This window comes from Pseudomonas sp. OVF7 (genome assembly GCF_030644265.1).
Taxonomy (GTDB): domain Bacteria; phylum Pseudomonadota; class Gammaproteobacteria; order Pseudomonadales; family Pseudomonadaceae; genus Aquipseudomonas; species Aquipseudomonas gorinensis.
Genome location: NZ_CP128996.1, coordinates 6,716,073 through 6,739,301 on the forward strand (window position 1 = coordinate 6,716,073; position 23,229 = coordinate 6,739,301).

Here is a 23,229-nt window from a genome sequence, read left to right on the forward strand (position 1 = left end):
CCGAATTCAGGCGCAAACTTCAGTTACCAGTTTTGCCAGGTCTTCGGCGTGCCCCCGAACCTGTGTTTCATCCTCGCCTTCGACCATAACGCGCACCAAAGGCTCCGTACCGGACTTGCGTAGCAATACGCGACCACGTCCCGCCATCGCCAGGGTCACGCGCTCGCAGGCCTCTTTGACAGCAGGGTGCTCGATCGGATTATCACCACCGGCAAATCGCACATTGAGCAACACTTGCGGACATTTGCGCAGGGCTTGACGCGCCTGGGCAAGACTCTCGTCGCGTCGACGCAATGCCAGCAGCACTTGTAGCGCGGCAATAATGGCGTCGCCCGTAGTCGTGTGCTGGAAGCACACCACGTGCCCCGAGTTCTCGCCACCCACCTGCCAATTACGCTCCTGCAGTTCGGCGATCACATAACGGTCACCCACATTGGCACGAACAAACGGAACCCCCAGCTCGGCCAAGGCCAGCTCAAGCCCGAGATTACTCATCAGCGTGCCAACGACGCCGCCTTGCAGCTTGTTACGTTCATGCAGATCGCGAGCGATGATGAACAGCAGGTCATCGCCATCAACCACGGTACCGGTGTGATCAACCATCAGGACACGATCACCGTCGCCATCAAACGCGATACCCAGGTCGGCATGCTCAGCCAGAACGGCTGCCTGCAGTTGCTCCATATGGGTCGAGCCGCAGTTTTCATTGATGTTCAGCCCGTTAGGCTGAGCCGACAGCACGGTAACCTGCGCGCCCAATTCCTTGAATACACTTGGCGCCACCTTGTAGGTCGCACCATGGGCGCAGTCGACGACAATCTTCAACCCCGCAAAATTGGTACTACTTGGCACACTGCTCTTGCAGAATTCGATATAACGGCCAGACGCGTCATTGATTCTCGACACCTTGCCCAGCTTACTGGATTCGACCACCGTCATCGGCGCATCCAGAAGCTCTTCGATCATCAACTCGATCTCGTCAGGCAGCTTGGTGCCCTGCCCCGAGAAAAACTTGATGCCATTATCGTCATGGGGATTGTGCGAAGCACTGATCACGATACCGGCTTCAGCGTGGAAAGTACGCGTCAGGTAGGCGATCGCCGGGGTCGGCATCGGCCCCAGCAGCATAACGTCAGCACCGGCAGCGGACAGACCCGCCTCCAATGCCGATTCAAACATATAACCCGAGATACGGGTGTCCTTGCCCACCAGGATGCGGCATGCGCCCATGCTACGGAACGCCATACCGGCCGCCCAACCCAGCTTGAGCATGAAATCAGGAGTAATCGGATATTCGCCGACCCGACCACGGATACCGTCGGTGCCAAAGTATTTTTTAGTCATAAGTGCTCCATCATTCTTATTCGGCTGATTCTACAGCGGCGATCATTCGCACCACATCGACGGTCTCGGCGACATCATGCACGCGCAAGATACGCGCGCCCTTGGTTACCGCAAGCGCCGCAAGTGCAAGGCCACCGTACAACCGCTCACCCACCGGACGATTCAAGGCGAGCCCTATCATGCTCTTGCGCGAAACCCCAACCAACAGGGGCCGACCAAGGGCATGCAAAGCTTCCATATGCTTGAACAGGCTTAAATTGTGCTGCAAGGTCTTGGCGAACCCGAACCCGGGATCAAGGATGATCTTCTCAGGCGGGATACCAACAGTAGCGCACTGGGCGATCCGTGCAGCAAGGAACCCACTCACTTCACCCACCAGGTCGTCATAGTGAGGGCAGTCCTGCATGTTGCCGGGCTCGCCCAACATATGCATCAGGCACACTGGAAGGCCGGACGCCGCCGCCGCATCCAAGGCACCGTCACGCTGCAGCGAACGCACGTCATTGATGAGTCCCGCGCCCAGGCGCGCTGCCTCACGCATCACCGCTGGCGTGGATGTATCAACCGATATGATGACATCCAGTTCACGAGCAATGCGCTCGACAACCGGCGCCACGCGCTCCAGTTCCTCCAACGGAGAAACAAAGCGAGCGCTAGGCCGAGTGGACTCACCACCGACATCAATCAGGGTCGCTCCTGCAGCCACCATCGACTCAGCATGACGCAACGCTGCGTCCAGCTGGCTGAAGCGGCCGCCGTCAGAAAAGGAATCAGGGGTGACATTAAGAATGCCCATGACATGTGTCTGGGCCAAATCAAGAACCCGGTTGCCGCAAGGCAACCGGGTAGAGGACAACGCAAAAGTCATTTCAAACCTTAGTGGTCAGCTGCGGGGCCGCCGATCGGGGTTTCAGGGCGTTCATTCTGCACCACTGGCGGAGTACCCGAGGTACCTGAACCACCTTCCCAATCGCGAGGCTCACGCGGTGTACGGCCAGCCATGATGTCGTCGATCTGATCGGCATCGATGGTTTCGTACTTCATCAGCGCATCAGCCATCGCATCCAATTTGTCGCGATTGTCGGTCAGGATCTGCTTGGCCGTACCGTAGCACTGGTCAATGATGCTGCGCACTTCGGAGTCGATCAGCTTGGCTGTCTCACCAGAGAAGCTGGCGCTCTGACCGCCACCACCACGACCCAGGAATACTTCACCCTCTTCCTCGGCATACATCAACGGACCGAGTTTTTCCGACAACCCCCACTTGGTCACCATGTTCCGTGCAATCTGGCTGGCACGCATGATGTCGTTGGAGGCACCGGTGGTCACCCCGTCGAAGCCCAAGGTCATCTCTTCAGCGATACGACCGCCGTACAGCGAACAGATCTGGCTGATCAGCGCACGCTTGGAGAGGCTGTAGCGATCCTCCTCCGGCAGGAACATGGTGACACCCAGCGCCCGACCACGAGGAATGATCGAAACTTTATAGACAGGGTCATGCTCAGGCACCACACGCCCTACAATGGCGTGGCCAGCTTCGTGATAAGCGGTGTTTTGCTTCTCTTTCTCGGACATGACCATGGATTTGCGCTCAGCGCCCATCATGATCTTGTCTTTCGCCAGCTCGAATTCTTTCATTTCAACGATGCGCTTGCCGGTACGGGCCGCAAACAGCGAAGCCTCGTTTACCAAGTTGGCCAGGTCAGCACCCGAGAAACCTGGGGTACCACGGGCGATCACGGCCGGAGCCACGTCGTCACCCATCGGCACTTTACGCATGTGGACTTTCAGGATCTGTTCGCGACCACGGATATCCGGCAAGCCAACCACCACTTGGCGGTCGAAACGACCTGGACGCAGCAGCGCAGGGTCCAGCACGTCCGGACGGTTGGTGGCGGCGATTACGATGATGCCATCGTTCATCTCGAAACCATCCATCTCAACCAGCAACTGGTTGAGGGTCTGCTCACGCTCATCATGACCGCCGCCCATGCCAGCGCCACGATGACGACCTACGGCATCGATTTCGTCGATGAAAATGATGCACGGTGCGTGCTTCTTGGCCTGCTCGAACATATCGCGAACACGGCTGGCACCGACGCCGACAAACATCTCGACGAAGTCAGAACCGGAAATGGTGAAGAATGGCACTTTGGCTTCACCGGCAATCGCCTTGGCGAGCAAGGTTTTACCGGTACCTGGAGGACCAACCATCAGCACCCCGCGAGGAATACGGCCGCCCAGGCGCTGGAACTTGCCTGGGTCGCGCAGGAACTCTACAAGTTCACCGACTTCTTCCTTGGCTTCGTCGCAACCAGCAACGTCAGCCAGGGTGGTTTTCACCTGGTCTTCGGAGAGCAGGCGCGCCTTGCTCTTGCCGAAGCTCATCGGCCCGCCCTTGCCTCCCGCACCACCTTGCATCTGGCGCATGAAAAACATGAACACGGCGATAATCACCAGGATCGGGAAGCTGGCGACCAGCAACTGGGTCCAGATGCTCTGCTGCTCAGGCTGCTTGCCTTCAACAACCACGTGGTTATCCACCAGGTCGCCGATCAGACCGTTGTCCTGAATTGCCGGACGAATGGTCTTGAAGCTGTCGCCATCGTTGCGTTTGCCGGTGATCACGTAGCCATCAACCGCTACGCGCTCGACCTTGCCATCCTTAACTTGCTGGATGAAGTCGGAATAGTTGAGGGTCTGCGGCTCGTTAGGGCTGGAGAAGTTGTTCATCACCGTCACGAGGACAGCCGCGATGATCAACCACAGGATCAGATTCTTTGCCATATCGTTCAATTAACTACCCTCTGAAGCAAGCTCCGCTACTGGCGCGCGCTTCGCATGATATTCACCGGCCTAACTTACTACATTACCTACAACTCTGGCAGGCGCCGTCTGTAACCCTTTGTGAAACTTTGACTACACAATATTCGTAAAGCTTCGTGACGAAAGCGATATAAAAAAACCTATCGCCCTCCTCGAATTCCTCAAAAACGCTCTTCACTCGCCGCGCCTTCGACACCACGGAAGCCGCGGCACAGCAAGTATTGCTCTCTGGACCTGTCTCGGGAAGAGTCAGGCTTACGCGTCTGCACCTTGTCGAACAACTTGCGGATGTTCTTGTGGTACTCGTCAAAACCTTCTCCCTGGAACACCTTCACCAGGAAATCGCCACCAGGACGCAACACCCGACCCGCCAGATCCAGCGCCAATTCGCAAAGGAACATGGCCCGCGGCATATCAACGGCCGGTAATCCACTCATATTGGGGGCCATGTCGGAAATCACAAGGTCTACCTGCGAATTTCCCACAGCCTCGAGGATCTGGGCGAGCACGGTGTCCTGGGTAAAGTCCCCATGAACAAAGGTCACGTCCGGGATGCTGTCCATTTCAAGGATGTCGGAAGCGATCAGACGACCTTGACCACCAATCAGACGACTGGTCACCTGGGACCACCCACCAGGGGCCGCACCAAGATCGATAACGCTCATGCCTGGACGAATCAACTTGTCCTTGTCCTGGATCTCCAACAGCTTGTAGCTGGCCCGGGAACGATAGCCATCCTTTTGCGCCTTTTTGACGTAAGGATCGTTGAAATGCTCTTGCAGCCACTTAAGGCTAGTTTTGGAACGGGCCACGGGCCACCTCGAAAATAAAACGGGTCGTGATTAACTGGGCGGTCCCGGACTCGCTCGGGTAAACTGGCCGCCGCTTTTTACAAGATCAGACGCAGGGGTCAGATTATGCCGCTCACTCAAGAGCAGAAGAAACAGTACAAATCCATTGGCCACCATCTGAAACCAGTTTTGATTGTGGCAGACAACGGTTTGACTGAAGGTGTGTTAGCCGAACTTGAACGCGCACTGGGCGATCACGAACTGATCAAGATCAAGGTCAACATCCTTGACCGCGAAGCGCGCCTGGCCGCCATTGCAGAACTGTGCAAGGTGGGCAAGGCGGACCTGGTTCAGGTCATCGGCAAGATGGCGCTGCTGTATCGCAAGAACTTCAGCGTCAACAAGCAACTGTCGAACGTTCATCGCTTCAAATGACAACAAGGGTCACGGGCGCGCCTCGCGCGCCCCGCCACTCCACCCGGGCGCCGGCTGCATGACCAGCACCAGGCCGGAAAACCCTAGCACAAGATAGCTGAATAACTGCCAGCGCAACGCTTCCGGCAGCCATACATGCACCACGCAAAACATCGCGCATGCATACAGCGCCATCAACAGCAGTTGCCCGCGAATATCCCGCCACAAACTCCCCAAGCCTTCGGCCTTGATCAGCACCAGCGCCTGAAGCGTCACGCACGCCGCTGCGAAACTCACCAGCAACGCGCTCAATAATCCATCGATTTCATCGATCAGCAACGGCGCCAGACCAATCAGGCCCAGCGCCGGTACCACGCCAATGTGCAACAGCCACAGGCCACCCACCCAAAGCATCTGGGCAAGCTGCCAAAGCATAGCGCCCGCACGAAGCGGGCGCCGCCTTTCAGATATGGCGGACTTCAACAATCTCGTACTCGATCACGCCGCCAGGCGTCTTGACCGCCACCACATCACCCTCTTCCTTGGCAATCAAGGCGCGAGCCAGTGGGGAACCAACGGAGATCTTGCCGAGTTTGAAGTCAGCTTCGTCCTCACCCACGATGTGGTAGACCACGCTTTCGTCAGTCTCGACGTTAGCGATTTCCACTGTTGTGCCGAAAATCACTTTGCCAGTATGCGGGATGGTCGTGACGTCAATGATCACCGCATTCTGCATACGGCCTTCGATGTCACGGATCCGCGCCTCGACCATACCCTGCTGCTCGCGAGCAGCGTGGTATTCGGCGTTTTCCTTCAAGTCACCCAGCTCGCGGGCCGTACCGATGTCCTGGCTCAGCTTTGGACGTACGACCTTGGTCAGATGGGCGTGCTCCTCTTCCAAGGCCTTCGCGCCTTGGACGGTCATTGGGTATTTGGTCATGCCTTCAATCCTGCGTGTAGATCCTGCAAGCGACGCACGGTCTTTTCCGGACCGAACTTGAGCGCTTCGCAGATAGCTTCGCCAGCAGCAATGGTAGTGGTGCAGTAGATCTTATGCTGCAAGGCGTTACGACGAATGGAGTAAGAGTCCGCAATCGACTGGCGACCTTCGGTGGTGTTGATGATCAGGGTGACTTCGTCATTCTTGATCATGTCGACCACGTGCGGACGGCCTTCCGTCACCTTGTTCACGCGACGCACTTTCAGGCCGGCAGCTTCGATCAGCTTGGCGGTCCCGGCGGTGGCCACGATTTCGAACCCCAAGTTGATCAGATCACGGGCCACGCCTGCAACCAGTGGCTTGTCATCATCACGCACGCTGATGAAAGCAGTACCGCCGGTTGGCAACACTTCGCTGGCGCCCATTTGAGCCTTGGCGAAAGCTTCGCCGAAGGTATCGCCCACACCCATCACTTCACCGGTGGACTTCATCTCTGGGCCCAGGATCGGGTCCACGCCAGGGAATTTGGCGAATGGGAACACCGCCTCTTTCACGCTGTAGAAGTTCGGAATGATTTCCTTGGTGAACCCGATTTCCTTCAGGGTCTTACCTGCCATCACACGCGCAGCGATCATGGCCAGGGACACGCCGATGCACTTGGACACAAACGGCACGGTACGCGAGGCACGCGGGTTGACTTCGATGACGTAGATGTCTTCGCCCTGCAGCGCCAACTGTACGTTCATCAGGCCGACCACGCCCAACTCCAGGGCCATTTTCTTGACCTGTTCGCGCATCTCGTCCTGGATGTGCGCTGGCAACGAGTAAGGCGGCAGCGAGCATGCTGAGTCACCGGAGTGAACGCCCGCCTGCTCGATGTGCTGCATGATTGCGCCGATGACCACGTCGGTACCGTCGCAAACAGCATCCACGTCCATCTCGATGGCGCAGTTGAGGAAGTGATCCAGCAGCACCGGACTGTCGTTGGATACTTTCACCGCATCACGCAGGTAACGCTTGAGTTCTTCTTCTTCGTAGACGATTTCCATCGCACGGCCGCCCAGCACGTAGGAAGGACGCACCACCAGCGGGTAGCCGATCTTGCTGGCTGCACGGATGGCTTCGTCTTCGCTGCGCACAGTGGCGTTTGGCGGCTGACGCAGGTTCAGGCGCTCAACCATTTGCTGGAAGCGCTCGCGGTCTTCGGCACGGTCGATAGCGTCCGGGCTGGTGCCGATGATCGGCACGCCGGCAGCTTCAAGGGCACGTGCCAGTTTCAGCGGGGTTTGGCCGCCGTACTGGACGATCACGCCTTTTGGCTTCTCGACGCGCACGATTTCCAACACGTCTTCCAGGGTCACTGGCTCGAAGTACAGACGATCGGAGGTGTCGTAGTCAGTGGAAACAGTTTCCGGGTTGCAGTTGACCATGATGGTCTCGTACCCGTCTTCGCGCAGGGCGAGAGCGGCGTGTACGCAGCAGTAGTCGAACTCGATACCTTGGCCGATACGGTTTGGACCGCCGCCCAAGATCATGATCTTGTCGCGACCCGACGGCGCCGCTTCGCACTCTTCCTCGTAAGTGGAGTACAGGTAGGCGGTGTCGGTGGAGAACTCGGCCGCGCAGGTGTCAACGCGCTTGTAGACCGGGAAGATTTCCAGTTTGTGGCGGTACGTGCGCAGGTTTTTCTCAGTCACACCCAGCAGCTTGGCCAGGCGCTGGTCGGAGAAGCCCTTGCGCTTGAGGCGGAACATCATGTCGCGATCGATGCTGGCCAGGCCCAGGGTCTTGACCTTCTCTTCTTCCTTGATCAAGTCTTCGATCTGCACCAGGAACCACGGGTCGATCATGTTCATGCCGAAGATGTCTTCGACGGTCATGCCGGCGCGGAAGGCGTCAGCGACGTACCAGATACGCTCAGCCCCAGGCACAGTCAGCTCGCGCTTGAGCACACTCATGCTTTCCGGGTTGCTCAGGTCAAGTTTTTCGTCCAGGCCGCAAACACCCACTTCCAGGCCACGAAGGGCTTTCTGCAGGGATTCCTGGAAGGTCCGGCCGATGGCCATGACTTCACCCACCGACTTCATCTGGGTGGTCAGGCGCGCGTCAGCCTTGGCGAATTTCTCGAAGGCAAAACGTGGCAGCTTGGTCACGACGTAGTCGATGGACGGCTCGAAGGACGCCGGGGTCTTGCCGCCGGTGATGTCGTTCGACAGTTCGTCCAGGGTGTAACCCACGGCCAGTTTGGCCGCGACCTTGGCGATCGGGAAACCGGTAGCCTTCGAGGCCAGGGCCGACGAACGGGACACACGCGGGTTCATTTCGATAACGACCATGCGACCGGTGGTCGGGCAGATGCCGAACTGCACGTTAGAACCGCCAGTCTCCACACCGATCTCACGCAGCACCGCCAGGGAGGCGTTACGCAGGATCTGGTATTCCTTGTCGGTCAGGGTCTGTGCTGGAGCCACGGTGATCGAGTCACCGGTGTGCACGCCCATCGGGTCGAAGTTTTCGATGGAGCAGACGATGATGCAGTTGTCCTTCTTATCGCGGACAACCTCCATCTCATATTCTTTCCAGCCGATCAGGGATTCGTCGATCAGCAGCTCTTTGGTCGGAGACAGGTCCAGGCCACGGGCGCAGATTTCTTCGAACTCTTCACGGTTGTAAGCGATACCGCCGCCGGTGCCGCCCATGGTGAAGGAAGGACGGATGATGCACGGAAAGCCCAGGGTCTCGAGGACCGCGTTAGCTTCTTCCATGCTGTGAGCGATACCGGAACGTGGGCACGCCAGGCCGATGGACTTCATGGCCTTGTCGAAGCGGGAACGGTCTTCAGCCTTGTCGATAGTGTCGGCATTGGCGCCGATCATCTCTACGCCGAATTTCTCCAGGACGCCTTCGCGCTCCAAGTCCAGGGCGCAGTTCAGGGCGGTCTGGCCGCCCATGGTTGGCAACAGTGCGTCCGGACGCTCTTTCTCGATGATCTTGGCAACGGTCTGCCACTTGATCGGCTCGATGTAGGTGGCGTCGGCCATGGCCGGGTCAGTCATGATAGTGGCTGGGTTGGAGTTCACCAGGATGACGCGGTAGCCCTCCTCGCGCAGCGCCTTACAGGCCTGGGCGCCGGAGTAGTCGAATTCGCAGGCCTGGCCGATTACGATCGGGCCAGCGCCGAGAATCAGGATGCTTTTTATGTCAGTACGTTTTGGCATGGGTTTGTCACTCAAATCCGCAGGTCAGTCGGCAAGCCGTCTTGAACAATCCTTGAAGAGCCTGCGGGGGCCACCGACATTCGGGGCCGCCCGCAAGCCACTCAGTCAGCGTCGCTTGGCCATCTCATTGATGAAACGGTCGAACAGCGGCGCTACGTCGTTCGGGCCCGGGCTCGCTTCAGGGTGGCCCTGGAAGCTGAACGCACTCTTGTCGGTGCGCTCGATGCCTTGCAGGGAGCCGTCGAACAGCGACTTGTGAATCGCGCGGACATTACCCGGCAAAGTCGCTTCGTCCACCGCAAAACCGTGGTTCTGGCTGGTGATCATCACAACGCCAGTATCCAGGTCTTGCACAGGGTGGTTGGCGCCGTGATGGCCATGCCCCATTTTCAAGGTCTTGGCGCCAGAGGCCAGGGCCAGCAGTTGATGCCCCAGGCAGATACCGAACACCGGAATGTCGGTCTCCAGAACGTCCTTGATGGCCTTGATGGCATAGTCGCATGGCTCAGGGTCACCGGGGCCGTTGGACAGGAACACACCATCCGGTTGCAGGGCCAGCACGTCACTGGCTGGGGTTTGCGCCGGCACCACGGTCACGCGGCAACCACGCTCGACCAGCATGCGCAGGATGTTGTACTTGATGCCGTAGTCATAGGCGACCACGTGATACGACAGATCAGCCGCGTCGATGGTCGCGTGGCTGTCGGTCTTCAAGTCCCAGACAGTGGAGCGCCACTCGTACTGTTCCTTGGTGCTGACGACTTTCGCCAGGTCCATGCCCTTGAGGCCAGGGAAACCTTGCGCTGCGGCGATCGCTGCTTCTTCGGAAATATTGTCACCGGCCATGATGCAGCCGTTCTGCGAACCTTTTTCACGCAGGATGCGTGTCAGACGGCGCGTATCGATACCGGCGATCGCCACAACATTGTTGGCTTTCAGGTAATCGGATAGCGACATCGTATTACGCCAGTTGCTCGCAACCAGAGGCAGGTCACGAATCACCAGGCCCGCCGACCAGACACGATCAGACTCGACGTCTTCCGGTGTAGTACCGGTGTTGCCGATGTGCGGATAGGTCAGGGTCACGATCTGTTGGGCGTAGGAAGGATCGGTAAGGATTTCCTGATAGCCGGTCATGGCAGTGTTAAACACTACCTCTCCAACGGTTTGACCGTCGGCTCCAATGGCTTCGCCGCGAAAAATGCTGCCATCAGCAAGGGCGAGTATGGCTGGCTTAGTCAAGAAGACCTCCCGTAAATAAAGCCTGAAAGGGCGATCGCAGGTTGTAAAAAAGCGGAGTGACGTATGGACACGTCACCCCGCTTCTTCACTGAATTATTCTGCGCGCTTTTAGTGGACACACTAAAGCTGTAGCTTACAGAAAAAGGCTTTTTTGGTCCACCGCTAATGAGCCTTAAAGGCAGGAGAATGCGACAGGACGTCGCTTAGCGGGTAAAACGGGGCCTCAGGATAATCCTGAAGCCCCGTTTTAGCTATCGATTAGTGCAGATCCAGCACATCGCGCATGTCGTAAAGCCCCGGCTCGCGACCGTCCAACCAGAGCGCAGCACGTACCGCCCCCTTGGCAAACGTCATGCGACTGGACGCCTTATGCGTGATTTCAAGGCGCTCGCCTTCGGATGCGAACAACACAGTGTGATCGCCAACTACATCACCACCGCGAACGGTAGCGAAGCCGATGGTGTCACGCGCACGCTCGCCGGTATGACCTTCACGGCCGTATACCGCCACTTTCGACAGGTCGCGACCTAACGCATCGGCAATAGCCTCCCCCATACGCAACGCGGTGCCCGAGGGCGCATCGATCTTGTGCCGGTGATGGGTCTCGATGATTTCGATATCCGCCTCATCCCCCAGCACGCGAGCTGCGAGATCAAGCAGCTTGAGCGAAAGGTTCACACCCACACTGAAGTTAGCGGCAAACACGATCGGAATATCCTTGCCCGCCGCCACCAGCAACTGCTTCTGCTCGGCACTCAAGCCCGTCGTACCGATCACCATGGCCTTGCCTGCCTTGCGACAGAACGCCAGGTTCTTCAGCATCACGTCCGGCAGGGTGAAGTCGATCAGTACGTCGAACTCATCAGCCACCTGCTCCAGATTGCCGGACAACGACACACCAATGCGCCCCAACGAGGCCAATTCACCCGCATCCGCACCAATCAGCGTGCTGCCAGGGCGAACGATCGCCGCCGTCAACCCGGAGGCCGGCGAGCGCTGCTGCACCGCCTCGACCAGCGTCTTGCCCATGCGCCCGGCAGCGCCCATTACGGCTATACGTCGCATACTCAACTCCTTACAGGTCGCCGAAGAAGCGCTTCACGCCATCGAAGAAGCCCGTGGTCTTCGGCGAATGGGAGTCATCACCTTCCAACGAACTGCGAAACTCTTCCAGCAACTCTCGCTGACGACGACCCAGGTTGACCGGAGTTTCCACCGCCACACGGCACATCAAGTCACCGGCACCACCACCACGCACCGGCGCAACGCCCTTGCCACGGATACGGAACTGCTTACCGGTCTGCGTCCCCTCAGGAATCTTGAGCTTGACCCGACCATCCAGCGTCGGAATCTCCAACTCACCACCCAGGGCGGCATCGACAAAGCTGATCGGCACTTCGCAGAACAGGTGCTTGCCGTCGCGCTGGAAGATCGAGTGCTCGCGCACATTGATCACCACATACAGGTCGCCCGTCGGACCACCCTGGGTCCCCGCCTCGCCTTCGCCCGACAGACGAATGCGATCGCCGGTATCCACACCTGCAGGCACCTTCACCGACAGCGTCTTGTACTCTTCGACGCGGCCTTCGCCGTGACAGGAGTCGCACGGGTCGGAAATGATCTTGCCCTGCCCATGGCAACGCGGGCAGGTCTGCTGCACCGAGAAGAAGCCCTGCTGCATGCGCACCTGACCGATACCGCCACAGGTCGGGCAGGTGATCGGCGAGGAGCCTTTCTTAGCCCCCGAACCGTCGCACGGCTTGCAGTTGACCAGCGTCGGCACGCGGATATTGACGCTGGTGCCGCGCACGGCTTCTTCCAGGTTCAGCTCCAGGGTGTAGCGCAGGTCGCTGCCCCGCTGGGCACCACCCCGCTGGCCACCGCGGCCGCCGCCGAAGAAGTCACTGAACACATCGCCGAAAATATCGGAGAAGTTCTGACCGCCGAAACCGGCTCCGCCACCACCCATGCTCGGGTCGACGCCGGCGTGACCATACTGGTCGTAGGCCGCACGCTTGTTGGGATCACACAGGCATTCGTAGGCCTCGTTGGCCTCTTTGAACATTTCTTCGGATTCTTTGTTATCCGGATTACGGTCCGGGTGGTGCTTCATCGCCAGGCGACGGTAAGCCTTTTTCAGGTCCGCCTCGCTGGAGCCACGCTCCACACCCAATACTTCGTAATAGTCACGCTTTGCCATAAGTCTTTGCACTCTTAAGGACGTTCGGCCAGACCCTCCTGAGCCCTGCCAAACTCGTTGAGCCCCAATACAGGCCCGGACCCAACTCACGTCAATTCAACGATCCTGGTCATAACTGCTTTCAGCCAGGGACCCGGCCAAAAACGCGGTGACTGTCGCCCGGGAAGCAGGAGCATTCCCGATCACACCGCCAGCATCCGAACGCTGTCGCATGCTGTAAAAATTCGCATACCCCAGACACACCAACGCGGGAGCAAGCTCCCGCGCGGCGACATCCTACCAGTCACCGCTTGATAGCGGTCAACCGGCCAAGCAGATTACTTCTGCTCTTTGACTTCTTCGAACTCGGCATCGACAACGTCGTCGTGCTTGGCTTCAGGCTCTGCGTGTTGCGCAGCGCCTTCAGCTGGCTGGCCTTGCTCGGCGTACATTTTCTGGGCAACTGGCGCGGAAACTTTCGACAGTTCCTCAACCTTGGCTTCAATGGCAGCCTTGTCGTCACCTTTAACGGCGGCTTCCAGGGCAACCACGGCAGCTTCGATCGCAGCCTTCTCTTCGGCAGTTACTTTATCGCCAGCATCAGCGACCATTTTGCGTGTCGAGTGAACCAGGGCATCACCCTGGTTACGCGCAGCGGCCAGCTCTTCGAACTTGCGATCTTCTTCGGAGTTGGCTTCAGCATCGCGAATCATCTGCTGAATTTCTTCCTCGGACAGGCCGGAGTTGGCCTTGATCACGATCGATTGAGTCTTGCCGGTGGCCTTGTCCTTGGCGCCTACGTGCAGAATGCCGTTGGCGTCGATGTCGAAGGTCACTTCGATTTGTGGCACGCCACGTGGTGCTGGTGGAATCTCGGCTAGGTCGAACTTGCCCAGGGACTTGTTCTGCGCAGCCTGCTTACGCTCACCTTGCAACACATGGATGGTCACGGCGCCCTGGTTGTCATCGGCAGTCGAGAACACTTGCGATTTCTTGGTAGGAATCGTGGTGTTTTTCTCGATCAGCGCCGTCATCACGCCACCCATGGTTTCAATACCCAGGGTCAGCGGGCTCACGTCCAGCAGCAGCACGTCTTTCACGTCACCGGCCAATACCGCACCTTGGATCGCAGCACCCATGGCAACCGCTTCGTCCGGGTTCACGTCTTTACGTGCTTCCTTGCCGAAGAACTCGGTAACCAGCTTCTGAACCAGTGGCATACGGGTCTGACCGCCAACCAGGATCACGTCGTTGATCGCGCCAACGTCGATACCAGAGTCTTTCAGCGCGATACGGCAAGGCTCGATGGTGCGCTGAACCAGGTCTTCAACCAGCGCTTCCAGCTTGGCGCGCGAGATCTTCACGTTCAAGTGCTTAGGACCGGTAGCATCTGCAGTAATGTACGGCAGGTTAACGTCGGTCGACTGAGCGGAAGACAGCTCGATCTTGGCTTTCTCAGCGGCTTCTTTCAGGCGCTGCATGGCCAGCGGGTCACCCTTAAGGTTCATGCCGCTTTCTTTCTTGAATTCGTCAACGAGGTAGTCGATCAGACGAATGTCAAAGTCTTCACCACCGAGGAAGGTGTCACCATTGGTGGCCAACACTTCGAACTGGTGCTCGCCGTCAACTTCAGCGATCTCGATAACGGAAACGTCGAAGGTACCGCCACCCAGGTCATAAACGATGACGGTGTGATCGCCCTTGGCCTTATCCATGCCGTAAGCCAGTGCAGCGGCAGTGGGTTCGTTGATGATACGTTTAACGTCCAGGCCCGCGATGCGGCCGGCATCCTTGGTCGCCTGGCGCTGGCTGTCGTTGAAGTAGGCCGGAACGGTGATCACCGCTTCGGTCACCGCTTCACCGAGGTAGTCTTCGGCAGTTTTCTTCATCTTTTTCAAGATTTCAGCCGAGATTTGCGGCGGCGACATTTTCTGGCCGTTTACTTCAACCCAGGCGTCACCGTTATCGGCCTTGGCGATTTTGTAAGGGACCATCTTAATGTCTTTCTGTACGACTTCTTCTTCGAACTTACGACCGATCAGACGCTTCACCGCGTACAGGGTGTTATGCGGATTGGTCACAGCCTGACGTTTGGCCGACTGACCAACGAGGATTTCACCGTCGTTGGCGTAAGCAATGATCGACGGCGTGGTACGCGCGCCTTCGGCGTTTTCGATAACTTTTGCAACGCCGTTTTCCAGCACAGAGACGCAGGAGTTGGTGGTCCCCAGGTCGATACCGATAATTTTGCCCATGATTTACTCTCCCGAAACTTGAATTTGGATGCCGCAGCAGTGGTAGCTAACTGCGGTAGCACTTAATCGCTTGACTTATAGATGGGGGCCTTACGGCAAATTTCAAGCCTGCTCATCAATAGAAGGTGCAACAGGTGCTGGCGCCTTGCTCACCACCACCATTGCCGGGCGCAACAGGCGACCATTGAGCTGGTAACCCTTCTGGAACACTTTCAACACGCTGTTAGGCTCCAGGTCATGGCTTTCCTGCATGGCCATGGCTTGGTGATGCTCGGCGCTGAACGGCTCGCCGCCTTGTGGATCGATAGCTTCCAACTGATAACGCTTCAGGGTGTCCTGGAACATTTTCAGGGTCAGCTCAATCCCTTCGCGCATCGGACGGATGTTTTCGTCATCCGGGTTAGACAACTCCAGCCCACGCTCCAGGCTGTCGATGATCGGCAACAGATCACCGGCGAATTTTTCCAGCGCAAATTTATGAGCCTTCTCCACGTCCTGCTCGGCACGACGGCGGACGTTCTGCAGATCGGCGGCAACACGCAAAGACTGATCCTGCGCAGCGGCCAATTGCTCTTCGAGCACTTGTACACGGGTCGCCAGCTCATCACCGGCCGCCGGATTGGCGTCTGGAGTTTGCGTATCCTGCGTCTGTTCGTCAGCCATAGATTTCTCCTTTCAAAATCATGCGCGAACTCAACTCGCGCTTCTGTTCCGGTATATGGGGCTACAATTTCCAGGTTCAAGGGCGCAAGCCTTACCAAAAGTCTTTCAATTGCTCCAGATCAACTCCTGCACGCTCATTCCCCATCGCACTAAAAAAATCCCACATTCAAGCAAATCGAGCTAAGCGTCAGGATTGTCAGCCCAGAACAAAACACTGTATAAATAACCAGACCTAAAGCCTGGGAGCGGCCGTCATGCTCGTGCACCTGTCCGTACATAACTACGCCATCGTTGAACATCTGGATCTCGAACTGGATCGCGGGATGAGCGTAATCACAGGCGAAACCGGCGCCGGCAAGTCGATCATGCTCGACGCCCTGGGCCTGGCCCTCGGCGACCGTGCCGACAGCGGCGTAGTGCGCCCCGGTGCGGACAAGGCCGACATCCTGGCCACCTTCGACCTGGCGGACATCCCCGAGGCGGAAGCCTGGCTCGCCGAACGCGACCTTAATAATGAAGGCCCCTGCATTTTGCGCCGAGTCATCACGGCCGAAGGGCGCTCCCGCGGCTATATCAACGGCACCCCCTGCCCCCTTGGCGACCTGAAGGCCCTGGGTGAGCTGCTGATCGATATCCACAGCCAGCACGAACACCAATCCTTGCTGAAAACCGACACCCATCGCCGCCTGCTCGATGAATACGCCGGCGCCACAGACCTCGCCCGCCAGGTTCTCCTGGCCGCCCAACGCTGGCGCCAGACCCGCCTGGAACTGGAGCGACTCTCCAACTCCGGCGACGAACAACGCGCGCGCCATCAACTGCTCAGCTATCAGCTCGAAGAACTCGAAAGCCTGGGCCTTGGCGAAACCGAACTGGAACAGCTCGAACAGGAACACAAGAACCTCACCAACGCCGAAACGCTACTGGCTATTTGCAGGCAAGTCGTAGAGCAATGCAGTGAAAGTGATTCGGGCAATGTACTCAACGCGCTGACGGCCAGCCTCAATCGGCTATCCAGCGTGAACAATGCGTCCGGCTCGCTGAACGAGGCCACCACCCTGCTGACCAGTGCGCAGATCCAGGTCGAGGAGGCCGTGGGCGAACTCAACCGCTTCCTTGATCACTTCGACGCCGACCCAGCACGCTTGCAGGAAATAGAAGAACGCCTGGACACCATCTACACCCTGGCGCGCAAACATAGAATCCAGCCTACCGAATTGGCGGCCATGCAGCAGAAACTGCTGGATGAAATCGAAACCCTGAACGCGAACGACGAATCCATTGAGCGGCTGGGCGACGAACTCGCCTCCTTCGCTCGCCATTACCAGGAGAAGGCTCGCGAATTGAGCGATCTTCGCCAGCAGGCAGCGACCAGCCTGGCCAGTGCTGTAGAGCAGGAAATCCAGCGCCTCGGCATGCCGGGTGGGCGCTTCAGCATTGAGCTGCACACCAATACCAGCGATGAACTGCAACCCCACGGCCTTGAGCAGGTGGAACTGTTGGTCAGCGCCAACCCTGGACAACCACTCAAAGCGTTGGCAAAAGTGGCCTCGGGGGGTGAGCTTTCGCGGATTAGCCTCGCGATCCAGGTGATTACGGCCCAGACTTCACGCGTCCCGACGCTGGTATTCGATGAGGTGGACGTCGGCATTGGCGGGCCGACCGCCGAAATCGTGGGTCAATTGCTCCGTCGCCTGGGGGATCGCGGCCAGGTGCTGACGGTGACCCACTTGCCGCAAGTGGCCGCCCAAGGGCATCAGCACTTGTTTGTGCATAAAGTGCGAGGCAACGATAAGACCCATACCGCTGTGTCCAAGCTGAACAAGTCAGAGCGAGTGGAAGAAGTGGCGCGCATGCTGGGCGGTATCGACTTGACCAAGGAGTCCTTGGCTCACGCGAAAAAAATGGTCGTGGCTGCGAAAGCCTAAGCCGAACATTTCCTTTCTTAAGACAGCACGAAGGCGACCCTAGGGTCGCCTTCATTCGTTTGCAGAACACGTCTGCGTCGAATTTTACTTTTTCTTACGGATGTACAGCACCAGATTGTGGTCCACCAAATCGAAACCATGCTCTTCGGCGATAGCCTTCTGGAGCTTCTCGATTTCCGGACTGGTGAACTCGATAACCTCATTGGTATCCAGGTCAACCATGTGGTCGTGATGACCACCGTCAGCCAATTCGAACACCGCATGACCGCCGTCGAAATTATGACGAACCACCAGCCCTGCGGCCTCAAACTGGGTCAGCACACGGTAAACCGTGGCCAGGCCAACGTCCTCATTAGACTCCATCAGCGCCTTGTAAACATCTTCGGCACTCATGTGGCGCTGCTCAGCAGAATCGAGCATTTGTAGAATCTTGACTCGTGGCAGAGTCACTTTAAGACCGGCTTTGCGTAGTTCGCTATTTTCAACCATGGTTAGCTTTCTCGCGGATGCTGCTTCGCAGCTTCTCTTAATACGGGTATGATCGGCGTTTACGTTGTCCCAGCCAAGATAGTGGAAGTCGCCCACCGATGCAAAACACCAAGCTCTTGCTAACCAGTTTCACCTTTGTGGGACTGCTCGCACTCGCCGGTTGTTCATTCCCCGGGGTTTACAAAATCGACATCCAGCAGGGCAATGTCGTCACGCAGGACATGATAGACCAGTTACGTCCGGGAATGACCCGACGGCAAGTACGGTTTATCATGGGTAATCCCCTGCTGACTGACACTTTCCATGCCGATCGCTGGGATTATCTCTACAGCATCCAGCCTGGTGGCGGTGAACGCCAGCAGGAGCGCGTCAGCGTCATCTTCAATGGCAATGACCAGCTCGTCAGCCTGTCCGGTGACTTCATGCCCGGTGTAAGCCGTGATGAAGCCTTGCTGGGCAAAGACAACGGTACCAACGTGACTGCGCCTGCGCAGGAAAGCGAGAAGCCGAAGTCCGAGGTACCGGCCAAGCCCGGCTCCTTGCTCGACAAGATCCAGAAGGACGTCGACGGCGTGCAAACTGTTCCAGTCCCGACGCCACAGCCTCTGGATACCAGCCCGCAGTAAGTTTGCGGCGCTCAACAAAAAGCCCGGCGTGCCGGGCTTTTTGTTGCCTATCGGTAATCGGCAAGCCTACGCCCCCTGCTTCCTGGCCAGCGCTGCCTTGGCCGCACGCAGCCGGCGCACCTCTTTAGGGTCGGCCAGCAAGGGGCGGTAAATCTCGATACGGTCACCCGGCTGAACGGCGCGCGCATCGGCGTCCGCCACGACCTTACCGAATATACCCAATGGGCAACCAGCAAGGTCCAACCCAGGAAACTGCAATCCGATCCCCGACGCCTGGACCGCCGCTCGCAGACTAGTCCCCGCCGGCACCTTCACCGTCAGCAACACCTGGCGATCCACGGCGGCATGCACCACCTCAATCTCAACCATGCAGTTGCTTGGCCCGCTCACAGAACGCGTCCACCAGAGTATTGGCCGCCTGATTGAACAGAGGCCCCAGCGTTGCCCGCACAATGGGCCCAGCGTAATCAAACGACAGATCAAGGCTGATCTTGCAGGCTTTCTCAGTCAGGGCCTTGAATACCCATACACCATGTAATTGGGTGAAGGGCCCCTCCTGCAGGTTCATCTCGATGGATTTTCCCGGAACCAACACATTACGCGTAACAAAGTGCTGACTGAGCCCCCCCTTGGCCACGCCAACACTGGCAACCATGTGCTCGTCACTGCTCTCCTTCACCTCAGCGGTCGAGCACCAGGGCAGGAATTCCGGGTAACGCGCCACGTCGTTGACCAGGTCATAAAGCGCCTGAGCCGGATAAGGCAGCAGGGCCGAACGTTGAATATGCGTCGTCATGTGAGCGTTACTTCCACAGCTGAGCGGCAAACATCGCGAAAGAACAGCCCGATCCGCGAGAGAAAAAAACCAAAGAACTGCCGGCATTGTCCGGGATTCGTCCAACACGCTCAAGCACACAGGTTGACCGTAGCCGACACGCTCGCAACTCCCTATAATGCCGCCCCTATGGCTAAACAAAAGAAACACCCCACAGGGACCATCGCGCAAAATAAAAAGGCGCGACACGATTACTTCATCGAACATCGGTTCGAGGCTGGTCTGGTCCTGGCCGGCTGGGAAGTAAAAAGTCTGCGCGCCAGCAAGCTGCAACTGGTCGACAGTTATGTGCTGCTCAAGGATGGCGAGGCATGGCTGCTGGGCAGTCATATCACCCCGCTGACTACCGCGAGCACTCACGTGATTGCCGACCCGGTACGCACACGCAAGCTGCTGCTCAATGCCCGCGAACTCGACAAGCTGGCTGCCGCCGTACAGCAGAAAGGCTATGCCTGCGTCTGCCTGTCCTGGTACTGGAGCAAGCACCTGGTCAAGTGCGAGATCGCCCTGGGCAAGGGTAAGAAGGAATACGACAAGCGTGACACCGAGCGCGAACGCGATTCCAATCGCGAACTGCATCGCGCCGTGCGCAATAAGGGCAAGGAAGAATAATCCTTGTGACGCCGTAGCTTGGGTGCCTCACCCAAGCTACATGCCCTTGCGTCGCTCCGCCCGGGCCATACGCTGAACTTCCTGACGCACTTCCTCCAACACCTCCTGCACATACAGCAGGTGACGGGTTGAGACCTCGCGCGCCTGCTCGGCCCGCCCTTCGATAATCGCCAGGTACAGATCCCGGTGCTGACTGATCAGCATGTCGCGGGTTTCCGTGCGCTGCTGGTACATCCCGCCGATATTGGTGACCACGTTACGCTTGAGCAGATCGAACAAACCACGAATGGTGTGCAACAAGACAGCATTGTGGCTCGCCTCGGCAATGGCCAGATGGAACCTCGCATCAGCAGCCCCCTCCTCGGCCCGGCTCACTTTATCGTCGCGCGCATAACAATCCTGCAGCGCTTCAAAAGCAGCCGTCAGCCGCTCACGGTCGACCTCGGTAGCACGTAACGCCGCGTAGTAAGCGCAAGAGGCTTCAAGGGTCTGGCGAAACTCCAGCAGATCACGCTGAGCCTCGGGGTTGTTCTCCAGCAGATGCAGCAGCGGATCGCTGAACGTCGAGCCCAAGGACTCAGCCACATAATTGCCACCACCCTGGCGGCTGACCAACAACCCCTTGGCCACCAGCTTCTGAATCGCCTCGCGCAGCGACGGGCGCGAAACCCCAAACTGCTCAGCCAAAGCGCGCTCGGCCGGCAACCGCTCGCCCGACTTGAGCGTGCCCTCAAGGATCATGCCCTCAAGCTGCTCGACAATATCGTCAGACAAACGGCGCTGACGCACCTGATCAAACCCCATAACTCACTCTCCACGATCCCGACCACTCGCCGGGGCCTCTATTCTGGCCTATCGCCGCACTTGCGGCACCTATCAGAGCGCTCTCGATTCATCCGATCAGAGCACCGGCACGCGCCCCTACGACCAAAGTTTCGCAGGCGGCAAATTGACACACCGCTATCCAGGCTTTTACTCTAGCCAACAGCGGCTGTAAATTGGTCTTACCAATTACCCACGCCGACTGAAGTGCCTGACCAACAACAATTAGGGGCCACCCCATATGCAAACCTGGCAACAGCTCTACAGCCCGCTCGGCAGCCTCGGCCTGTCCGCACTGGCAGCCGTCATTCCCATCGTATTCTTCTTCCTGGCCCTGGCCGTGTTCCGCCTCAAAGGCCACGTCGCCGGCAGCATTACCCTGGCGCTGTCGATCCTGGTGGCGATCTTTGCCTTCCAGATGCCGGTGGATATGGCCTTGGCCGCAGCTGGCTACGGCTTCGCCTACGGCCTGTGGCCCATCGCATGGATCATCGTCGCCGCGGTATTCCTCTACAAACTGACCGTCAAGAGCGGCCAGTTCGAAATCATCCGCAGCTCAGTGCTGTCGATCACCGACGACCAACGCCTGCAAGTCCTGCTGATTGGCTTCTGCTTCGGCGCGTTCCTCGAAGGTGCCGCCGGCTTCGGTGCGCCCGTGGCAATTACTGCCGCGCTGCTGGTCGGCCTGGGCTTCAACCCACTGTACGCCGCAGGCCTGTGCCTGATTGCCAACACCGCACCCGTAGCCTTCGGCGCACTCGGTATTCCGATTATCGTCGCCGGGCAAGTCACGGGCATCGATGCATTCAAGATCGGCGCCATGACCGGCCGCCAACTGCCGTTGCTGTCGCTGTTCGTGCCGTTCTGGTTGGTATTCATGATGGACGGCCTGCGCGGCGTGCGCGAAACCTGGCCCGCAGCGCTGGTTGCAGGCTTGAGCTTCGCCGTCACCCAGTATTTCACCTCCAACTTCATCGGGCCGGAACTGCCGGACATCACCTCGGCGCTCGCCAGCCTGGTGTCCCTGACCCTGTTCCTGAAGGTCTGGCAGCCCAAGCGTACTGCCGGCGCACAGATTGCCGGCGCTACCACCAGCGCAGCGGTCACCGCCAGTGCTGGCGGCTTCGGTCTGCCGCGCAGCACAGTCGCCTCGCCGTTTAGCCTGGGCCAGATCTTCAAAGCCTGGTCGCCGTTCCTGATTCTGACCGTGCTGGTAACCATCTGGACCCTCAAGCCCTTCAAGGCGATGTTCGCCGCGGGCGGCTCGATGTACAGCTGGGTATTCAACTTTGCGATCCCGCACCTGGACCAACTGGTCGTCAAGGTTGCGCCCATCGTGACCAACCCGACAGCCATCCCGGCGGTGTTCAAACTGGACCCGATTTCGGCGACCGGCACGGCGATTTTCTTCTCCGCGCTGATCTCGATGCTGGTACTCAAGATTGACATCAAGACTGGTCTTACCACTTTAAAAGAGACCTTCTACGAACTGCGCTGGCCTATCCTGTCCATCGGCATGGTTCTGGCCTTCGCCTTCGTCACCAACTACTCCGGCATGTCCTCGACCATGGCCCTGGTACTGGCGGGCACGGGTGCGGCCTTCCCCTTCTTCTCGCCATTCCTCGGCTGGCTGGGGGTTTTCCTGACGGGCTCCGACACCTCGTCCAACGCCCTGTTCAGCTCGTTGCAAGCCACCACCGCCCACCAGATCGGCGTCAACGACGTCTTGCTGGTAGCGGCAAACACCAGCGGCGGCGTAACCGGCAAGATGATTTCGCCACAATCGATCGCGGTGGCCTGCGCCGCCACTGGCCTGGTCGGCAAGGAATCCGACCTGTTCCGCTTCACCCTCAAGCACAGCCTGTTCTTCGCCACCATCGTCGGGCTGATCACCTTGGCCCAGGCCTACTGGTTCACCGGCATGCTGGTGCATTGAGACCACACGCAATAGGGTAAAAACCGACGCCGAACAACGATTTCGGCGTCAGCTTTCCACAACCTGTCTGCAGGGTCGTAGAGCAAAGCGACCCTGGCGGACAGATAAC

General features: G+C 58.3%; 21 protein-coding genes. 5 read left to right on the top strand and 16 right to left on the bottom strand.

Annotation, left to right across the window (positions count from 1 at the left end; genetic code table 11):
* Nucleotides 1-6: 6 nt before the first annotated feature.
* The 4 genes from glmM to rlmE form a co-directional block, all read right to left on the bottom strand.
* Nucleotides 7-1,344 carry a phosphoglucosamine mutase gene (gene glmM, locus QU606_RS30595; RefSeq protein WP_024077437.1) on the bottom strand — a complete coding sequence of 446 codons (1,338 nt, stop codon included), beginning with the start codon at nucleotides 1,342-1,344 and terminating at the stop codon, nucleotides 7-9.
* Nucleotides 1,345-1,360: 16 nt separating this feature from the next.
* On the bottom strand, nucleotides 1,361-2,212 hold the full coding sequence (gene folP / locus QU606_RS30600) for a dihydropteroate synthase (protein WP_304997939.1): 852 nt from the start codon (nucleotides 2,210-2,212) through the stop codon (nucleotides 1,361-1,363).
* 8 nt (nucleotides 2,213-2,220) lie between these two features.
* The gene (gene ftsH, locus QU606_RS30605) at nucleotides 2,221-4,131 is read right to left on the bottom strand and encodes an ATP-dependent zinc metalloprotease FtsH (RefSeq protein ID WP_032803717.1); all 1,911 of its coding nucleotides are present in this window, start codon (nucleotides 4,129-4,131) and stop codon (nucleotides 2,221-2,223) included.
* Nucleotides 4,132-4,331: 200 nt separating this feature from the next.
* Entirely contained in the window at nucleotides 4,332-4,982 is a 651-nt protein-coding gene (rlmE, locus tag QU606_RS30610; RefSeq protein ID WP_015885924.1) for a 23S rRNA (uridine(2552)-2'-O)-methyltransferase RlmE, read from the bottom strand.
* 105 nt (nucleotides 4,983-5,087) lie between these two features.
* On the opposite strand from rlmE, the gene QU606_RS30615 reads away from it, so the two are divergent.
* Nucleotides 5,088-5,396: a YhbY family RNA-binding protein gene (locus tag QU606_RS30615; protein WP_017139256.1), complete on the top strand. Its 309-nt coding sequence runs from the start codon at nucleotides 5,088-5,090 to the stop codon at nucleotides 5,394-5,396.
* Nucleotides 5,397-5,405: 9 nt separating this feature from the next.
* On the opposite strand, the gene QU606_RS30620 is transcribed toward QU606_RS30615, so the two are convergent.
* The 8 genes from QU606_RS30620 to grpE form a co-directional block, all read right to left on the bottom strand.
* Complete coding sequence (locus tag QU606_RS30620; protein ID WP_041161027.1) at nucleotides 5,406-5,810, bottom strand: hypothetical protein; 405 nt, start codon at nucleotides 5,808-5,810, stop codon at nucleotides 5,406-5,408.
* A gap of 28 nt (nucleotides 5,811-5,838) precedes the next feature.
* A complete protein-coding gene (gene greA / locus QU606_RS30625) occupies nucleotides 5,839-6,315 on the bottom strand; it encodes a transcription elongation factor GreA (RefSeq protein ID WP_024077441.1) in 477 nt (158 codons plus the stop codon).
* Nucleotides 6,312-9,533, bottom strand: a complete 3,222-nt coding sequence (gene carB / locus QU606_RS30630) for a carbamoyl-phosphate synthase large subunit (RefSeq protein ID WP_024077442.1) — start codon at nucleotides 9,531-9,533, stop codon at nucleotides 6,312-6,314. The genes greA and carB overlap by 4 nt, the downstream gene beginning before the upstream one ends.
* Nucleotides 9,534-9,638: 105 nt before the next feature.
* Nucleotides 9,639-10,775 (bottom strand): glutamine-hydrolyzing carbamoyl-phosphate synthase small subunit, encoded by a 1,137-nt coding sequence (carA, locus tag QU606_RS30635; protein WP_024077443.1) that lies wholly within the window; start codon nucleotides 10,773-10,775, stop codon nucleotides 9,639-9,641.
* 258 nt (nucleotides 10,776-11,033) lie between these two features.
* Nucleotides 11,034-11,840, bottom strand: a complete 807-nt coding sequence (gene dapB / locus QU606_RS30640) for a 4-hydroxy-tetrahydrodipicolinate reductase (RefSeq protein WP_024077444.1) — start codon at nucleotides 11,838-11,840, stop codon at nucleotides 11,034-11,036.
* 10 nt (nucleotides 11,841-11,850) lie between these two features.
* A complete protein-coding gene (gene dnaJ / locus QU606_RS30645) occupies nucleotides 11,851-12,975 on the bottom strand; it encodes a molecular chaperone DnaJ (RefSeq protein WP_024077445.1) in 1,125 nt (374 codons plus the stop codon).
* A 317-nt stretch (nucleotides 12,976-13,292) separates the two neighbouring features.
* Complete coding sequence (gene dnaK / locus QU606_RS30650; RefSeq protein WP_024077446.1) at nucleotides 13,293-15,209, bottom strand: molecular chaperone DnaK; 1,917 nt, start codon at nucleotides 15,207-15,209, stop codon at nucleotides 13,293-13,295.
* Between the two features lie 102 nt (nucleotides 15,210-15,311).
* Nucleotides 15,312-15,872, bottom strand: a complete 561-nt coding sequence (gene grpE, locus QU606_RS30655) for a nucleotide exchange factor GrpE (protein WP_024077447.1) — start codon at nucleotides 15,870-15,872, stop codon at nucleotides 15,312-15,314.
* Between the two features lie 254 nt (nucleotides 15,873-16,126).
* On the opposite strand from grpE, the gene recN reads away from it, so the two are divergent.
* Nucleotides 16,127-17,800 (top strand): DNA repair protein RecN, encoded by a 1,674-nt coding sequence (gene recN, locus QU606_RS30660; protein ID WP_024077448.1) that lies wholly within the window; start codon nucleotides 16,127-16,129, stop codon nucleotides 17,798-17,800.
* A gap of 84 nt (nucleotides 17,801-17,884) precedes the next feature.
* Here the strand turns inward: recN and fur are convergent, their stop codons facing one another.
* Nucleotides 17,885-18,289, bottom strand: coding sequence for a ferric iron uptake transcriptional regulator (fur, locus tag QU606_RS30665; RefSeq protein WP_024077449.1), 405 nt, complete (start codon nucleotides 18,287-18,289; stop codon nucleotides 17,885-17,887).
* 98 nt (nucleotides 18,290-18,387) lie between these two features.
* Between fur and QU606_RS30670 the strand changes: the two genes are divergently transcribed.
* Entirely contained in the window at nucleotides 18,388-18,915 is a 528-nt protein-coding gene (locus QU606_RS30670; RefSeq protein ID WP_024077450.1) for an outer membrane protein assembly factor BamE, read from the top strand.
* A 66-nt stretch (nucleotides 18,916-18,981) separates the two neighbouring features.
* On the opposite strand, the gene QU606_RS30675 is transcribed toward QU606_RS30670, so the two are convergent.
* Nucleotides 18,982-19,284, bottom strand: coding sequence for an RnfH family protein (locus QU606_RS30675; protein WP_304997941.1), 303 nt, complete (start codon nucleotides 19,282-19,284; stop codon nucleotides 18,982-18,984).
* Nucleotides 19,277-19,711, bottom strand: a complete 435-nt coding sequence (locus QU606_RS30680; RefSeq protein ID WP_024077452.1) for a type II toxin-antitoxin system RatA family toxin — start codon at nucleotides 19,709-19,711, stop codon at nucleotides 19,277-19,279. Before QU606_RS30680 ends, QU606_RS30675 begins: the two co-directional genes overlap by 8 nt.
* A 168-nt stretch (nucleotides 19,712-19,879) precedes the next feature.
* Between QU606_RS30680 and smpB the strand changes: the two genes are divergently transcribed.
* Nucleotides 19,880-20,362, top strand: coding sequence for an SsrA-binding protein SmpB (gene smpB / locus QU606_RS30685; RefSeq protein ID WP_024077453.1), 483 nt, complete (start codon nucleotides 19,880-19,882; stop codon nucleotides 20,360-20,362).
* A 36-nt stretch (nucleotides 20,363-20,398) separates the two neighbouring features.
* Here smpB and QU606_RS30690 read toward each other — a convergent pair whose 3' ends face one another.
* The gene (locus QU606_RS30690; RefSeq protein ID WP_168233247.1) at nucleotides 20,399-21,166 is read right to left on the bottom strand and encodes an FCD domain-containing protein; all 768 of its coding nucleotides are present in this window, start codon (nucleotides 21,164-21,166) and stop codon (nucleotides 20,399-20,401) included.
* A gap of 259 nt (nucleotides 21,167-21,425) precedes the next feature.
* Here QU606_RS30690 and QU606_RS30695 point away from each other — a divergent pair, with 259 nt between their 5' ends.
* The gene (locus QU606_RS30695; RefSeq protein WP_304997942.1) at nucleotides 21,426-23,120 is read left to right on the top strand and encodes a lactate permease LctP family transporter; all 1,695 of its coding nucleotides are present in this window, start codon (nucleotides 21,426-21,428) and stop codon (nucleotides 23,118-23,120) included.
* The last annotated feature ends 109 nt before the right edge of the window (nucleotides 23,121-23,229 follow it).

Bases quoted from the DNA above. Each gene is read 5' to 3' on its own strand.
- ftsH (WP_032803717.1), bottom strand. From the start codon at position 4,131: ATGGCAAAGAATCTGATCCTGTGGTTGATCATCGCGGCTGTCCTCGTG.
- QU606_RS30695 (WP_304997942.1), top strand. From the start codon at position 21,426: ATGCAAACCTGGCAACAGCTCTACAGCCCGCTCGGCAGCCTCGGCCTG.
- QU606_RS30615 (WP_017139256.1), top strand. From the start codon at position 5,088: ATGCCGCTCACTCAAGAGCAGAAGAAACAGTACAAATCCATTGGCCAC.
- greA (WP_024077441.1), bottom strand. From the start codon at position 6,315: ATGACCAAATACCCAATGACCGTCCAAGGCGCGAAGGCCTTGGAAGAG.
- recN (WP_024077448.1), top strand. From the start codon at position 16,127: ATGCTCGTGCACCTGTCCGTACATAACTACGCCATCGTTGAACATCTG.
- QU606_RS30680 (WP_024077452.1), bottom strand. From the start codon at position 19,711: ATGACGACGCATATTCAACGTTCGGCCCTGCTGCCTTATCCGGCTCAG.
- QU606_RS30620 (WP_041161027.1), bottom strand. From the start codon at position 5,810: ATGCTTTGGCAGCTTGCCCAGATGCTTTGGGTGGGTGGCCTGTGGCTG.
- fur (WP_024077449.1), bottom strand. From the start codon at position 18,289: ATGGTTGAAAATAGCGAACTACGCAAAGCCGGTCTTAAAGTGACTCTG.
- folP (WP_304997939.1), bottom strand. From the start codon at position 2,212: ATGACTTTTGCGTTGTCCTCTACCCGGTTGCCTTGCGGCAACCGGGTT.
- QU606_RS30690 (WP_168233247.1), bottom strand. From the start codon at position 21,166: ATGGGGTTTGATCAGGTGCGTCAGCGCCGTTTGTCTGACGATATTGTC.
- glmM (WP_024077437.1), bottom strand. From the start codon at position 1,344: ATGACTAAAAAATACTTTGGCACCGACGGTATCCGTGGTCGGGTCGGC.
- QU606_RS30670 (WP_024077450.1), top strand. From the start codon at position 18,388: ATGCAAAACACCAAGCTCTTGCTAACCAGTTTCACCTTTGTGGGACTG.
- carB (WP_024077442.1), bottom strand. From the start codon at position 9,533: ATGCCAAAACGTACTGACATAAAAAGCATCCTGATTCTCGGCGCTGGC.
- smpB (WP_024077453.1), top strand. From the start codon at position 19,880: ATGGCTAAACAAAAGAAACACCCCACAGGGACCATCGCGCAAAATAAA.
- dapB (WP_024077444.1), bottom strand. From the start codon at position 11,840: ATGCGACGTATAGCCGTAATGGGCGCTGCCGGGCGCATGGGCAAGACG.
- dnaJ (WP_024077445.1), bottom strand. From the start codon at position 12,975: ATGGCAAAGCGTGACTATTACGAAGTATTGGGTGTGGAGCGTGGCTCC.
- dnaK (WP_024077446.1), bottom strand. From the start codon at position 15,209: ATGGGCAAAATTATCGGTATCGACCTGGGGACCACCAACTCCTGCGTC.
- grpE (WP_024077447.1), bottom strand. From the start codon at position 15,872: ATGGCTGACGAACAGACGCAGGATACGCAAACTCCAGACGCCAATCCG.
- QU606_RS30675 (WP_304997941.1), bottom strand. From the start codon at position 19,284: ATGGTTGAGATTGAGGTGGTGCATGCCGCCGTGGATCGCCAGGTGTTG.